This window comes from Kosakonia sp. HypNH10 (genome assembly GCF_029850615.1).
In the GTDB taxonomy this organism is placed as follows: domain Bacteria; phylum Pseudomonadota; class Gammaproteobacteria; order Enterobacterales; family Enterobacteriaceae; genus Kosakonia; species Kosakonia cowanii.
The window spans coordinates 608,582-620,788 of record NZ_JAOTIU010000001.1; the positions used below are offsets into that span (position 1 = coordinate 608,582).

13 protein-coding genes are annotated in these 12,207 nt (G+C 57.5%); 10 read left to right on the plus strand and 3 right to left on the minus strand.

The features are described from left to right. Window positions 1–11: 11 nt before the first annotated feature. Entirely contained in the window at window positions 12–440 is a 429-nt protein-coding gene (locus N7V53_RS02985; protein WP_124968905.1) for a DoxX family protein, read from the minus strand. 152 nt (window positions 441–592) lie between these two features. Between N7V53_RS02985 and poxB the strand changes: the two genes are divergently transcribed. From poxB to N7V53_RS03005, 4 genes are all read left to right on the plus strand, one after another. Next, a complete protein-coding gene (gene poxB, locus N7V53_RS02990) occupies window positions 593–2,311 on the plus strand; it encodes a ubiquinone-dependent pyruvate dehydrogenase (protein ID WP_279791993.1) in 1,719 nt (572 codons plus the stop codon). 38 nt (window positions 2,312–2,349) lie between these two features. Then, window positions 2,350–3,348, plus strand: a complete 999-nt coding sequence (gene ltaE, locus N7V53_RS02995) for a low-specificity L-threonine aldolase (RefSeq protein WP_279791994.1) — start codon at window positions 2,350–2,352, stop codon at window positions 3,346–3,348. 9 nt (window positions 3,349–3,357) lie between these two features. After that, window positions 3,358–4,794, plus strand: a complete 1,437-nt coding sequence (locus tag N7V53_RS03000; protein WP_279791995.1) for a DUF2867 domain-containing protein — start codon at window positions 3,358–3,360, stop codon at window positions 4,792–4,794. 90 nt (window positions 4,795–4,884) lie between these two features. After that, the gene (locus tag N7V53_RS03005) at window positions 4,885–5,898 is read left to right on the plus strand and encodes an NAD(P)-dependent oxidoreductase (RefSeq protein ID WP_187801945.1); all 1,014 of its coding nucleotides are present in this window, start codon (window positions 4,885–4,887) and stop codon (window positions 5,896–5,898) included. A gap of 5 nt (window positions 5,899–5,903) precedes the next feature. On the opposite strand, the gene N7V53_RS03010 is transcribed toward N7V53_RS03005, so the two are convergent. Together N7V53_RS03010 and N7V53_RS03015 are read right to left on the minus strand one after the other, a co-directional pair. Then, window positions 5,904–6,464 (minus strand): WG repeat-containing protein, encoded by a 561-nt coding sequence (locus N7V53_RS03010; RefSeq protein WP_279791996.1) that lies wholly within the window; start codon window positions 6,462–6,464, stop codon window positions 5,904–5,906. Window positions 6,465–6,499: 35 nt separating this feature from the next. Continuing rightward, complete coding sequence (locus tag N7V53_RS03015) at window positions 6,500–7,345, minus strand: N-acetylmuramoyl-L-alanine amidase (protein WP_034813914.1); 846 nt, start codon at window positions 7,343–7,345, stop codon at window positions 6,500–6,502. Window positions 7,346–7,445: 100 nt separating this feature from the next. Here N7V53_RS03015 and N7V53_RS03020 point away from each other — a divergent pair, with 100 nt between their 5' ends. The 6 genes from N7V53_RS03020 to artJ all read left to right on the plus strand — a co-directional run bounded on the left by N7V53_RS03020 (window position 7,446) and on the right by artJ (window position 11,941). Then, window positions 7,446–7,961: a lipoprotein gene (locus N7V53_RS03020; RefSeq protein WP_279791998.1), complete on the plus strand. Its 516-nt coding sequence runs from the start codon at window positions 7,446–7,448 to the stop codon at window positions 7,959–7,961. A 209-nt stretch (window positions 7,962–8,170) separates the two neighbouring features. Beyond that, entirely contained in the window at window positions 8,171–8,899 is a 729-nt protein-coding gene (artP, locus tag N7V53_RS03025; RefSeq protein WP_128483284.1) for an arginine ABC transporter ATP-binding protein ArtP, read from the plus strand. Between the two features lie 19 nt (window positions 8,900–8,918). Further along, window positions 8,919–9,650, plus strand: coding sequence for an arginine ABC transporter substrate-binding protein ArtI (gene artI / locus N7V53_RS03030; protein WP_023481785.1), 732 nt, complete (start codon window positions 8,919–8,921; stop codon window positions 9,648–9,650). Window positions 9,651–9,656: 6 nt separating this feature from the next. Then, complete coding sequence (artQ, locus tag N7V53_RS03035; RefSeq protein ID WP_023481425.1) at window positions 9,657–10,373, plus strand: arginine ABC transporter permease ArtQ; 717 nt, start codon at window positions 9,657–9,659, stop codon at window positions 10,371–10,373. Beyond that, window positions 10,373–11,041, plus strand: coding sequence for an arginine ABC transporter permease ArtM (gene artM, locus N7V53_RS03040; protein WP_023481628.1), 669 nt, complete (start codon window positions 10,373–10,375; stop codon window positions 11,039–11,041). Before artQ ends, artM begins: the two co-directional genes overlap by 1 nt. Window positions 11,042–11,209: 168 nt before the next feature. Continuing rightward, window positions 11,210–11,941, plus strand: coding sequence for an arginine ABC transporter substrate-binding protein ArtJ (gene artJ / locus N7V53_RS03045; protein ID WP_023481799.1), 732 nt, complete (start codon window positions 11,210–11,212; stop codon window positions 11,939–11,941). Window positions 11,942–12,207 lie beyond the last annotated feature (266 nt).

A 12,207-nucleotide genomic window follows, 5' to 3' on the forward strand; every position in this document is an offset into this window, starting at 1 on the left:
TTACATCACCATTACTTCCACGCGGGCGCCACGGAATAACGCCCTGCCCCCATAAACGCCACTGCCAGCGCGCCAAGGAAGAAGTAAACAATACTCTCAATTGCCCACGCCCCGGTCACATCAAGCGAACCGGTTTCGCCGATCCCCACCATCAGCCAGGCGACAACCATGGTAAACGCCAGCACCAGCGCCGCCGGGCGGGTAAAAATACCGAGAATAATCAGCACCGGACAGAGCACTTCCCCCACCAGCACACCGTAAGCGATAAACCCCGGCAGCCCTTTGGCCGCCAGCATCCCGGCAATGCCATCAACCCCGCCAATCAGCTTATGCACGCCGTGAAACAGCATCAGCCCGCCCACCGCCAGACGCAGCAGCAAGCGCCCCAAATCCTCATGCGAAAACATCTTATTAACTGAATTTAACAATGATTTAACCATCTGAAAGTATTCCTGTTTTCGTTGAATGACACCAACCTATGCCTCTTCTTCGTCAAAATAAACCCCTGTTTCACTTATGGGTATAATATTCCCGTCTCGTTACCTGTTGATTGTCTAAGCTTGTAATCGTGATCACAAAAAGGAGCCTCAATATGAAACAGACAGTGGCCGCATATATCGCCAAGACCCTCGAACAGGCGGGCGTAAAACGGATTTGGGGCGTCACCGGCGACTCCCTCAACGGGCTGAGCGACAGCCTGAACCGCATGGGCACCATTGACTGGATGCCCACCCGCCATGAAGAGGTAGCTGCCTTCGCCGCAGGTGCAGAAGCGCAGGTCTCAGGCGAACTGGCCGTGTGCGCAGGCTCCTGCGGGCCGGGCAACCTGCACCTGATCAACGGCCTGTTTGACTGCCACCGCAACCGCGTACCGGTGCTGGCCATCGCCGCGCATATTCCGTCGAGCGAAATCGGCAGCGGCTATTTTCAGGAGACGCATCCGCAGGAGCTTTTCCGTGAATGCAGCCACTACTGCGAGCTGGTCTCCAACCCGGAGCAGATCCCGCAAGTGCTGGCGATTGCCATGCGCAAAGCGATCCTCAACCGTGGCGTCTCCGTCGTAGTGCTGCCCGGCGATGTCGCCCTGCAGGCGGCACCGGAAAACGCCAGCAGCCACTGGTATCGCGCCCCGCAGCCGGTGGTGGTTCCCGCCGAGGAGGAGCTGCAAAAGCTGGCGCAACTGCTGCGTTACTCCAGCAATGTCGCGCTGATGTGCGGCAGCGGCTGTGCCGGTGCGCATAAAGAGCTGCTGGCCTTCGCCGGTAAGCTGAATGCACCGATTGTTCACGCCCTGCGCGGCAAAGAGCACGTTGAGTATGACAACCCCTTTGATGTCGGCATGACCGGGCTGATTGGCTTCTCATCCGGCTTCCACGCCATGATGAATGCCGACACGCTGGTGCTGCTCGGCACCCAGTTCCCCTACCGCGCCTTCTACCCGAGCGATGCGAAGATCATCCAGATTGATATCAACCCGGCGAGCCTCGGTGCGCACAGTAAAGTGGATATGGCGCTGGTCGGCGATATCAAAGCGACGCTGGCGGCGCTGGTGCCGCTGCTGGAGCAGAAAACGGATCGCGCCTTCCTCGATAAAGCGCTGGAGAACTACCGCGATGCCCGCAAAGGGCTTGACGATCTGGCGAAGCCGAGCGACAAGGCGATCCACCCGCAATATCTGGCCCAGCGCATCAGTGATTTCGCCGATGATGACGCCATTTTCACCTGCGATGTCGGCACACCGACCGTCTGGGCCGCGCGCTACCTGAAGATGAACGGCAAGCGCCGGTTAGTTGGCTCCTTTAACCACGGCTCGATGGCCAACGCCATGCCGCAGGCGATTGGCGCTCAGGCCACCTTCCCGCAGCGCCAGGTGGTGGCAATGTGTGGTGATGGCGGTTTTAGCATGTTGATGGGCGATTTCCTCTCGGTGGCGCAGATGAAGCTGCCGCTGAAAATTGTCGTCTTTAACAACAGCGTGCTCGGCTTTGTGGCGATGGAGATGAAAGCGGGCGGCTATCTGACCGATGGCACCGAATTGCAGGCAACAAACTTTGCCCGCATCGCCGAAGCGTGCGGCATCACCGGCATTCGCGTAGAGAAATCCTCCGACGTTGACGAGGCGCTACAGCGTGCCTTCGCCATTGATGGCCCGGTACTGATTGACGTCACCGTCGCCAAGGAGGAGCTGGCCATGCCGCCGCAGATCAAACTTGAGCAGGCGAAAGGCTTCAGCCTCTATATGCTGCGCGCGATCATTAACGGGCGCGGCGACGAGGTGGTTGAACTGGCGAAAACCAACTGGCTCAGGTAAAACAGAGGGCATTACCCATCGCAAGATAAGGAAATGCCGTGATTGATTTACGCAGTGACACCGTGACCCGACCTGGACGCGCCATGCTGGAGGCAATGATGGCCGCCCCGGTCGGGGATGATGTGTATGGCGATGACCCAACGGTTAATGAACTTCAGGCCTACGCCGCTGAACTGAGCGGCAAAGAGGCCGCCCTCTTTTTACCTACCGGCACACAAGCTAACCTGGTCGCCCTGCTCAGCCACTGCGAACGCGGCGAAGAGTACATCGTCGGCCAGGGCGCACATAACTACCTCTACGAAGCGGGCGGTGCGGCTGTGCTCGGCAGTATTCAGCCCCAGCCGATTGATGCTGCCGCCGACGGCACGCTGCCGCTGGATAAGGTCGCGACCAAAATCAAAGCGGATGATATCCACTTTGCCCGCACTAAACTGCTGAGCCTTGAAAACACCCATAACGGCAAAGTGCTGCCGCGCGACTACCTGCAACAGGCCTGGAATTTCACCCGCGAGCGCGGGCTGGCGCTGCACGTTGACGGCGCGCGCATCTTTAATGCGCTGGTGGAGTATGGCTGCGATTTGAAAGCGATCGCGCAATATTGCGACTCCTTCACCATCTGTCTCTCCAAAGGTCTCGGCACGCCGGTTGGCTCGCTGCTGGTTGGTGATAAAGCCTATATCGCCCGCGCTAACCGCTGGCGCAAGATGACAGGCGGCGGCATGCGCCAGGCGGGCTTTTTGGCCGCAGCCGGGCTCTATGCGCTGAAAAACAACGTTGAGCGGCTGAAAGAGGATCATGAGAACGCCGCCTGGCTGGCGACACAACTGCGCGAACTCGGCGTCGACGTGATGCGCCACGATACCAATATGGTGTTTGTCCGCGTCGGGGATAACGCCCAGGCGCTGGGCGCGTTTATGCGCGAGCGCGGGGTGACGATCACCGCAGGCAGCGTGGTGCGGCTGGTGACGCATCTTGATGTCAGCCGCCAGCAGCTTGGCGAGGTGGTTCGCCACTGGCAGGCCTTTTTGCAGCGCTAAGGAGCAAATGTGGCGCAGCGGATAGCAGTGCTCGGTGCCAGCGGCTATATCGGGCAACGGCTGGTACAAGCCCTCAGTGAGCAGGGTCATCAGGTTAAAGCCGCGGCGCGGCGCTTAGGGCGGCTGCAAAAGCTGGCGCTGGCGAATGTCTCGCTGCATGAGATTGACCTCTTCTGGCCGCAGGCGCTGCCCGCGCTGCTGGAGGATGTCGATACCCTCTACTATCTGGTGCACAGCATGGGCGAGAGCGGCGACTTTGTCGCACATGAGCGGCAGATCGCCCTTAATGTGCGCGATGCGCTACAAGGCTCCGGTGTGAAACAGGTGATCTATCTCAGCTCCTTGCAAGCCCACGAGGGAAGCGACTCCGATCATCTGCTGGCCCGCCAGCACACCGGCGATCTGCTGCGCGCCGCGGGCGTGCCGGTCACCGAGCTGCGCGCCGGGATCATTGTTGGTGCCGGTTCGGCGGCGTTTGAGGTGATGCGCGACATGGTCTTTAACCTGCCGGTGCTGACCCCACCGCGCTGGGTGCGTTCGCGCACTACCCCTATCGCGCTGGAGAATCTGCTGCACTACCTGCTTGAGTTGCTCAACCATCCGACCGATACGCACCGGGTGTTTGAAGCCGCGGGGCCGGAGGTGCTCACCTATCAGCAGCAGTTTATCCGCTTTATGGCGGTGAGCGGCGTCAAGCGCCCGCTGATCCCGCTACCGCTGCCGACGCGGCTTATCTCGGTGTGGTTTTTACACCTCATCACCTCCGTGCCGCCCTCTATTGCGAAAGCGTTAATCCAGGGGCTGAAACATGACCTGCTGGCGGATGATCGCGCCCTGCGCGCCTTAATTCCGCAAACGCTGATCTCCTTTGATGAAGCGGTGCGCCGTACGCTCAAGGAGGAGGAGAAGCTGGTGAACTCCAGCGACTGGGGCTACGATCCGCAGGCTTTCTCCCGCTGGCGTCCGCAATATGGCTACTACCCGAAGCAGGCCGGTTTCAGCGTCACCACGCAGGCCAGCGCGCAGGCGTTATGGCGGGTGATCAACGGCATCGGTGGTAAAGAGCGCTACTTTTTTGGCAATCCTCTGTGGCAAACCCGCGCCGCGCTCGACAGGCTTATCGGCCATAAGCTGGCACACGGGCGGCCGCAACGCCCTTATTTGCAGGTTGGCGATGCGGTAGACAGTTGGAAGGTGATTATCATTGAGCCGCAGCAGCAGCTTGCCCTGCTGTTTGGCATGAAAGCGCCGGGGCTTGGGCGGTTAGTTTTTACCGTGACGGATAAGGGCGATTGCCGGGTGCTGGAGGTGCGCGCCTGGTGGCATCCGCACGGTATGCCGGGGCTCTTTTACTGGCTGCTGATGTTTCCGGCGCATCTGTTTATTTTTCGCGGTATGGCGCAACGTATCGCCAGGCTTGCGGAAAAAAGCAGTGAAAAAGTCTGAGCCTGTCGCCTTTCTTTTAACAATCCCATTGCATCACGACGTGATTCACGAAAGAATGCGCGCGATAAACGCTTAACACAGTGGATTGCTATGAAGGTTCTGGTCACGGGCGCAACCAGCGGTTTAGGCCGAAACGCGGTCGAATATCTGCGGCAAAAAGGCATTGCAGTCCGGGCGACGGGCCGCAACGAAGCGATGGGTAAGCTGCTCTGCAAGATGGGCGCTGAATTTGTACCGGCGGATTTAACCCAGCTGGTCTCTTCGCAGGCGAAAGTGATGCTCGCGGGTATCGACACTTTGTGGCACTGCTCGAGTTTTACCTCACCCTGGGGGACTCAGGAAGCGTTTGATCTCGCCAACGTGCGCGCCACGCGCCGTCTCGGCGAATGGGCGGTTGCCTGGGGCGTGCGTAATTTTATCCATATCTCCTCCCCGTCGCTCTATTTCGATTATCACCACCACCGCGACATTGACGAAGCCTTCCGCCCGCGGCGCTTCGCTAACGAGTTTGCCCGCAGTAAAGCCGCCGGGGAGCAGGTTATCGATCTGCTGGCGCAGGCAAACCCGCAAACCCGCTTTACCATTCTGCGCCCGCAGAGCCTGTTTGGCCCGCACGATAAAGTTTTTATCCCGCGTCTGGCGCAGATGATGCAGCACTACCGCAGCGTTTTACTGCCGCGCGGCGGCGATGCGCTGGTCGATATGACCTACTACGAAAACGCGGTGCATGCGATGTGGCTGGCGAGCCAGACCGAGTGCGACACCCTTCCCTCCGGGCGCGCCTTTAATATCACCAACGGCGAACCGCGCTCGCTGCGCACCATTGTGCAGACGTTGATTGATGAGCTGGGCATCGATTGCCGTATTCGCTCCGTGCCTTACACCATGCTGGATATGGTGGCGCGCAGTATGGAGCGCTTCGGCGACAAGCGCGCGAAAGAGCCCGCCTTTACGCACTACGGCGTCTCAAAGCTCAATTTTGATTTCACGCTGGATATCAAACGCGCGCAGCAGGAGCTGGGCTACACGCCGATTGTCACGCTCGATGAGGGCATCAGACGCACGGCGTTCTGGCTAAAAGATCACGGCAAGCTGCACCGCTAAGCGACTCAAAACGGCCCAGACCTGATCTCGGAAACCCGCTGGCCGTTTTTATTAATGTAAAACCACTCGCCGCCGCCCAGCGCCATATGTTCGCCCTCGCGCTGCGGTTTGCAGCCGTTACAGACCAGCGCTTTACCCTCCTGAAACTGCCAGGCGTAGTCAAACTGCGGCGCAATATGGTTGCGGAACGAATCGTCCCAGTAGCCCACTTTGCCATTCTGCCGGGCGCGCACCAGCCCTTCGACAAACCAGTCCGGCCCGTTGTCGAAATGCACTACCGGCAGGTAGCGATCCGGCGCGCGGACATAGTAATCGGCATCCGGCAGCCCGGCCTGGCGGGTGTAGTCATACAACCCAACCCACGACATGCCATCCACATCCTGACTCTTTTCGAACAGCTCCGGCAGAAACACCAGCTTGCCCTCCTGCAGGGTGGCGCAGTTGGCGAGGGTCTCGACGTTGTCCGTTTTTTTATCCCAGTATGAACAACTAAAGGGCGGTGTCGGCGCACTGTGGGCGGTAAAAGCCGCCATCAGCAGCGCGCCGGTAAGGATGCGTAAACCCATCTCCATTGACCTCGTCATAAGCCGGTCGGCAGAGATCACTCTGCCTGACCATATTTTTCCAGTAAAGCCTCGGCGATCGCTAAGCTTTCGGCGTCAGCTACGCCGTCCCACTTCGCCGGGCGAAAATGCATTTGAAATGCCATGATGACCCGCTTTTGTTGCAGCGGTGTCATATACGATTTGACGTCATAACCATAACGCGCCAGCAGGTCGAGCAGTGCCGCATTGCTGACCCGCGTATACTCCGCGCGGCCATTAAGGTAAAAGGCCACCCGCGCCGGATCGGGCCAGGCACCAATCCCCTGCGCGGCTAACACCTGCCAGGGAAACTGCGGCCCGGGATCCTCTTTGCGCTGCGGGGCGATGTCCGCATGCGCCACCACATTCTGCGGCGGGATGTTGTAACGCGCGACGATATCTTTTACCAGCGGAATCAACGCATTGATTTGTGCCTGCGCAAAAGGAACGAAGGTTTTGCCGCCAGACGCCTTCTCCCAGCCGCGGTTTTCCAGTTCAATGCCGATGGAGGTGTCGTTAATGCGCGTCGATCCGCGCCAGAAGCTGGCTCCCGCATGCCACGCCAGTTTCTGCTCCGGCACCAGTTGCCAGATGCGCGGTTTACCCTTATCGCGCGGCGGATTGGCCGGGATTAAGTAGTGCGAACTGACATCTTTGCCGAGTAGTGTGGTCAACGAGACATCAAAATCATCTGCCGTATAATGGATCACCAGCACCTTGATGCGGGGATAAGCCGCTTGCGCCTGATAACGGGTCACCAGTTGATAGCCAGGTTTCTCAATAACGCCTTTGTTGTCATCTTTTTTATCGCTGGCACAGCCTGCCAGTATTAGCGCCAGTAGCACTATTCCCCACGTTTTCATGCTTCTCCTTTTAACCATCAATGCGTTACCAGACACATTATGAGAGCAATACACTATTCTTGAAAGGTTGCGACTTCTGAACAGAAATAAGGAAATCATTATGCGCTATTCAGTTTTGACTCTTGTTATGCCGTGCGCGCTGCTGTTAAGCGCTTGTAGCACCGTTGAGCCCGCTTTCAAAGATACCGGCGCGCGCGTCAATGCCTGCGTTGAAGGCGGCCCCGACAGTGTGGCACAGCAATTCTATGACTACCGCATTGAACATCCGGGCGCGAACTGGTCTTCGCTGCGTCCTTACCTGAGTGACGATCTGAGCAAAATGCTCACTGCCGCCAGCCGCGACGCGCGCAATAACGTGCTGCTGAAGGGCGACCCTTTCTCCAGCCGTAACCTGGCACCGGAGAAAGCCGATGTCGCCAGCGCTTCTACCATCCCCAACAGCGACGCGCGTAATATCCCGCTGCGCGTGACCTTAACCAAAGGCGATCAGCGCTGGCAGGACGAGGTGCTGATGATCCGCGAAGGCCAGTGCTGGGCGGTTGATGATGTGCGCTACCTCGGCGGCACGGTGCATGCCCCTGCGGGCACGCTGCGCCAGTCAGTTGAACATCGGTAAGTATTGACTAAACCCATCGATAACCCCCGTAAAATGTCTGGCATTCTGTTAGGAATGCCGACATTTATGCCTGGTTCCCACGTCGACCAGTGTTATGTGCTAACTTTATGTAGAAACTTGGTTTATATTTAAGTTTTAACGCACAAATATTGCATAACTATTCTGTCAACGTTACTATTTGCGGCCTCAATTGCTATCAGACTGCTTCGATGAGTATTAAATTAAACAGCATCAATTGCTTCTACGGCGCACACCAGGCGCTGTTCGATATCACACTGGAGTGCCCGCAGGGTGAAACGCTGGTGCTGCTCGGCCCAAGCGGCGCGGGGAAAAGTTCGCTGCTGCGCGTGCTGAACCTGCTCGAAATGCCGCGCTCTGGCCAGCTGACCATCGCAGGCAATCATTTCGATTTCGCCAAAACCCCTTCTGATAACGCGATTCGCGAATTGCGCCAGAATGTGGGCATGGTGTTTCAGCAATATAATCTTTGGCCGCACCTCACCGTGCAGCAGAACCTGATTGAAGCGCCGTGCCGCGTGCTCGGATTACGCAAAGATGAGGCGCTGGCGCGCGCCGAGAAGCTGCTCGAGCGTTTACGCCTGAAGCCTTACAGCGATCGCTATCCGCTGCACCTTTCCGGCGGCCAGCAGCAGCGCGTGGCGATTGCCCGCGCGCTGATGATGGAGCCGCAGGTGCTGCTGTTTGATGAGCCGACCGCCGCGCTTGATCCAGAGATCACCGCACAGATCGTCAGCATCATTCGCGAGCTGTCGCAAACCGGTATTACGCAAGTTATCGTGACCCACGAAGTGGAAGTGGCGCGCAAGACGGCCAGTCGCGTGGTGTATATGGAAAATGGTCACATTGTTGAGCAAGGGGATGCGGGCTGCTTTGCCGCGCCGCAGACCGACGCGTTTAAATACTACCTATCTCACTGAAGACTCGGGAATAATGACAATGAAAAAATTACTGATCGCCGCACTTGTTGCCAGCATCAGCCTTAGCGCTACAGCAGCCCAGACCATCCGTTTCGCCACCGAAGCGAGCTACCCTCCGTTTGAATCGACCGACGCCAATAACAAAATCGTCGGTTTCGATGTCGATCTGGCGAACGCCCTGTGTAAAGAGATCGACGCCACCTGTACCTTCACCAACCAGGCTTTTGACAGCCTGATCCCGAGCCTGAAATTCCGCCGCTTCGACGCGGTAATGGCCGGGATGGATATCACGCCGGAGCGTGAAAAACAGGTGCTGTTCACCACCCCGTATTATGACAACTCTGCGCTGTTCGTTGGCCAGAAGGGTAAATTCACCGGCATCGACCAGCTGAAAGGCAAGCGTGTCGGCGTGCAGAATGGCACCACGCACCAGAAATTCATTACCGATAAGCACCCGGAAATCACCACCGTGCCTTACGACAGCTACCAGAACGCGCGTCTGGATCTGCAAAATGGCCGTATCGATGCCGTCTTCGGCGACACAGCGGTAGTCACCGAGTGGCTGAAATCTGACGCTAAACTGGCGGCGGTCGGCGATAAAGTGACCGACAAAGATTACTTCGGCACCGGCCTCGGTATCGCGGTACGCCAGGGTAACACCGAGCTGCAGCAGAAATTTAACGCCGCGCTGGAAAAAGTGAAGAAAGATGGGACTTACCAGACCATCTACAGCAAATGGTTCCAGAAGTAATACTGAATGAATGAAATGTTTCCATTAGCAAGCGCCGCCGGGATGACCGTCGGCCTTGCCGTCTGCGCGCTGATCATCGGCCTTGTGCTGGCGATGATCTTTGCCGTCTGGGAGTCGGTCAAATGGCGACCGATTGCCTGGATCGGCACCGCGCTGGTGACGATCTTACGCGGCCTGCCGGAGATTCTGGTGGTGCTGTTTATCTATTTCGGCTCCTCACAGCTGCTGTTGCTGCTGTCGGACGGCTTTACTCTCAACCTCGGCGTTGTGCAGATCCCGGTGCAGATGCAGATTGAGAATTTCGACGTCAGCCCGTTCCTCTGCGGCGTGATCGCCCTCTCCCTGCTCTACGCCGCTTATGCCTCGCAAACCCTGCGCGGTGCGTTAAAAGCGGTGCCGGAGGGTCAGCGCGAGTCGGGCCAGGCGCTGGGCTTATCGAAAGGGGCTATCTTCTTTCGCCTGGTGATGCCACAGATGTGGCGTCACGCGCTGCCGGGGCTCGGTAATCAGTGGCTGGTGTTGCTGAAAGATACCGCGCTGGTGTCGCTGATAAGCGTTAACGATCTGATGCTGCAAACCAAAAGTATTGCCACCCGCACCCAGGAGCCATTTACCTGGTATATCGTGGCGGCGGCGATCTACCTGGTGATCACCCTGCTCAGCCAGTGGGTGCTGAAACGCATCGATCTGCGCGCAACGCGCTTTGAACGGAGGCCGGGATAATGCTTGAGTTTATGCCCGAGCTGTTCAAAGGCCTGCACACCAGCCTGACGCTGACGGTGGCCTCGCTGATTGTCGCGCTGGTGCTTTCATTGCTCTTCACCATTGTGCTGACGCTGAAAACGCCGGTGCTGACGCAGATTGTCCGCGCCTATATCACGCTCTTTACCGGCACGCCGCTGCTGGTGCAGATCTTCCTGATTTACTACGGGCCGGGGCAGTTCCCGTCATTGCAGAACTATCCGGCGATCTGGCGTCTGCTCTCTGAGCCGTGGCTCTGTGCGCTCATTGCACTGTCGCTTAACAGCGCGGCTTACACCACGCAGCTCTTCTACGGTGCTATTCGCGCCATTCCGGATGGGCAGTGGCAATCCTGCGGCGCGCTGGGGATGAGTAAGAAAGATACGCTGGCGATCCTGCTGCCGTACGCGTTTAAACGCGCGCTCTCCTCCTACTCGAACGAAGTGGTGCTGGTGTTCAAAAGTACGTCGCTGGCCTACACCATTACATTGATGGAAGTGATGGGTCACGGGCAGCTGCTGTATGGACGCACCTACGATGTGACGGTGTTTGGCGCAGCCGGCTTAATTTATCTGGTGGTAAACGGCCTGCTGACGCTGATGATGCGCCTGATTGAGCGCAAAGCGCTGGCCTTTGAGCGACGCAACTAAACTGCATAGGTAATCTGTAGAGGCGAGCTAATGACCCCATTACTCGCCTTTATTTTTATCATCAATAAAATAATTAAGCATTATAGTTGCATATAAATTCATACGCTGGCATTGTTAATCCCATGCCTCCGGGTAACAACAAGAAGATAGACAGACAGGAGTTTACTGATGAAAAAAATGATACTGGCCGCCCTTCTCGCTACCGTTTCCGCAGGGAGCTTTGCGGCCGATAAGATCAGCTTCGGCGTGTCGGCAACCTATCCCCCGTTTGAATCCCTGGATGCGGGCAATAAGATTGTCGGCTTCGATATCGATCTGGCGAACGCGCTCTGCAAGCAGATGCAGGCCAACTGCACCTTTACCAACCACGCCTTCGACAGCCTGATCCCGGCGCTGAAATTTAAGAAGTATGACGCGGTGATCTCGGGTATGGACATTACTCCGGAGCGTAGCAAACAGGTGGCGTTTACCGACCCCTACTACGCCAACTCCGCGCTGGTGATTGCCAAAAAAGATGCCTTTAAATCTTTCGACGATCTGAAGGGCAAACGCATCGGTATGGAAAACGGCACCACCCATCAGAAATATTTGCAGGATAAGCACCCGGAAGTGACCACCGTGGCGTATGACAGCTACCAGAACGCGATTATCGACCTGAAAAATGGCCGTATCGACGGCGTGTTTGGTGATACCGCGGTAGTGAATGAGTGGCTGAAAACCAACCCGCAGCTGGGTGTGGCAACGCCAAAAGTGACCGACCCGCAATATTTCGGCACCGGTCTTGGCATTGCCGTGCGCCCGGATAATAAAGCGCTGCTGGAGAAGCTGAACGCGGCGCTGAAAGCGATTAAAGCCGACGGCACGTATCAGAAAATCAGCGATCAGTGGTTCCCGCAGTAAGCCATTCTTTGTAGGCCGGATAAGGCGTAGCCGCCATCCGGCAATTTACATCCCACACCAATGCCAGATGGCGCGCTTTTGTAGGCCGGATAAGGCGGAGCCGCCATCCGGCAATTACATCCCACACCCATGCCAGATGGCGCGCTTTTGTAGGCCGGATAAGGCGGAGCCGCCATCCGGCAATTACATCCCACACCAATACCCGATGGCGCGCTTTTGTAGGCCGGATAAGGCGTAGCCGCCATCCGGCAATGAACCCTGCACAA

What these genes read in the sequence shown, in the direction of transcription:
- artP (WP_128483284.1), top strand. Translation starts at nt 8,171, where the DNA reads ATGAGTATTAAATTAAACAGCATCAATTGCTTCTACGGCGCACACCAG.
- N7V53_RS03015 (WP_034813914.1), bottom strand. Translation starts at nt 7,345, where the DNA reads ATGAAAACGTGGGGAATAGTGCTACTGGCGCTAATACTGGCAGGCTGT.
- artQ (WP_023481425.1), top strand. Translation starts at nt 9,657, where the DNA reads ATGAATGAAATGTTTCCATTAGCAAGCGCCGCCGGGATGACCGTCGGC.
- N7V53_RS03020 (WP_279791998.1), top strand. Translation starts at nt 7,446, where the DNA reads ATGCGCTATTCAGTTTTGACTCTTGTTATGCCGTGCGCGCTGCTGTTA.
- N7V53_RS03005 (WP_187801945.1), top strand. Translation starts at nt 4,885, where the DNA reads ATGAAGGTTCTGGTCACGGGCGCAACCAGCGGTTTAGGCCGAAACGCG.
- artM (WP_023481628.1), top strand. Translation starts at nt 10,373, where the DNA reads ATGCTTGAGTTTATGCCCGAGCTGTTCAAAGGCCTGCACACCAGCCTG.
- poxB (WP_279791993.1), top strand. Translation starts at nt 593, where the DNA reads ATGAAACAGACAGTGGCCGCATATATCGCCAAGACCCTCGAACAGGCG.
- artI (WP_023481785.1), top strand. Translation starts at nt 8,919, where the DNA reads ATGAAAAAATTACTGATCGCCGCACTTGTTGCCAGCATCAGCCTTAGC.
- N7V53_RS02985 (WP_124968905.1), bottom strand. Translation starts at nt 440, where the DNA reads ATGGTTAAATCATTGTTAAATTCAGTTAATAAGATGTTTTCGCATGAG.
- artJ (WP_023481799.1), top strand. Translation starts at nt 11,210, where the DNA reads ATGAAAAAAATGATACTGGCCGCCCTTCTCGCTACCGTTTCCGCAGGG.
- N7V53_RS03010 (WP_279791996.1), bottom strand. Translation starts at nt 6,464, where the DNA reads ATGGGTTTACGCATCCTTACCGGCGCGCTGCTGATGGCGGCTTTTACC.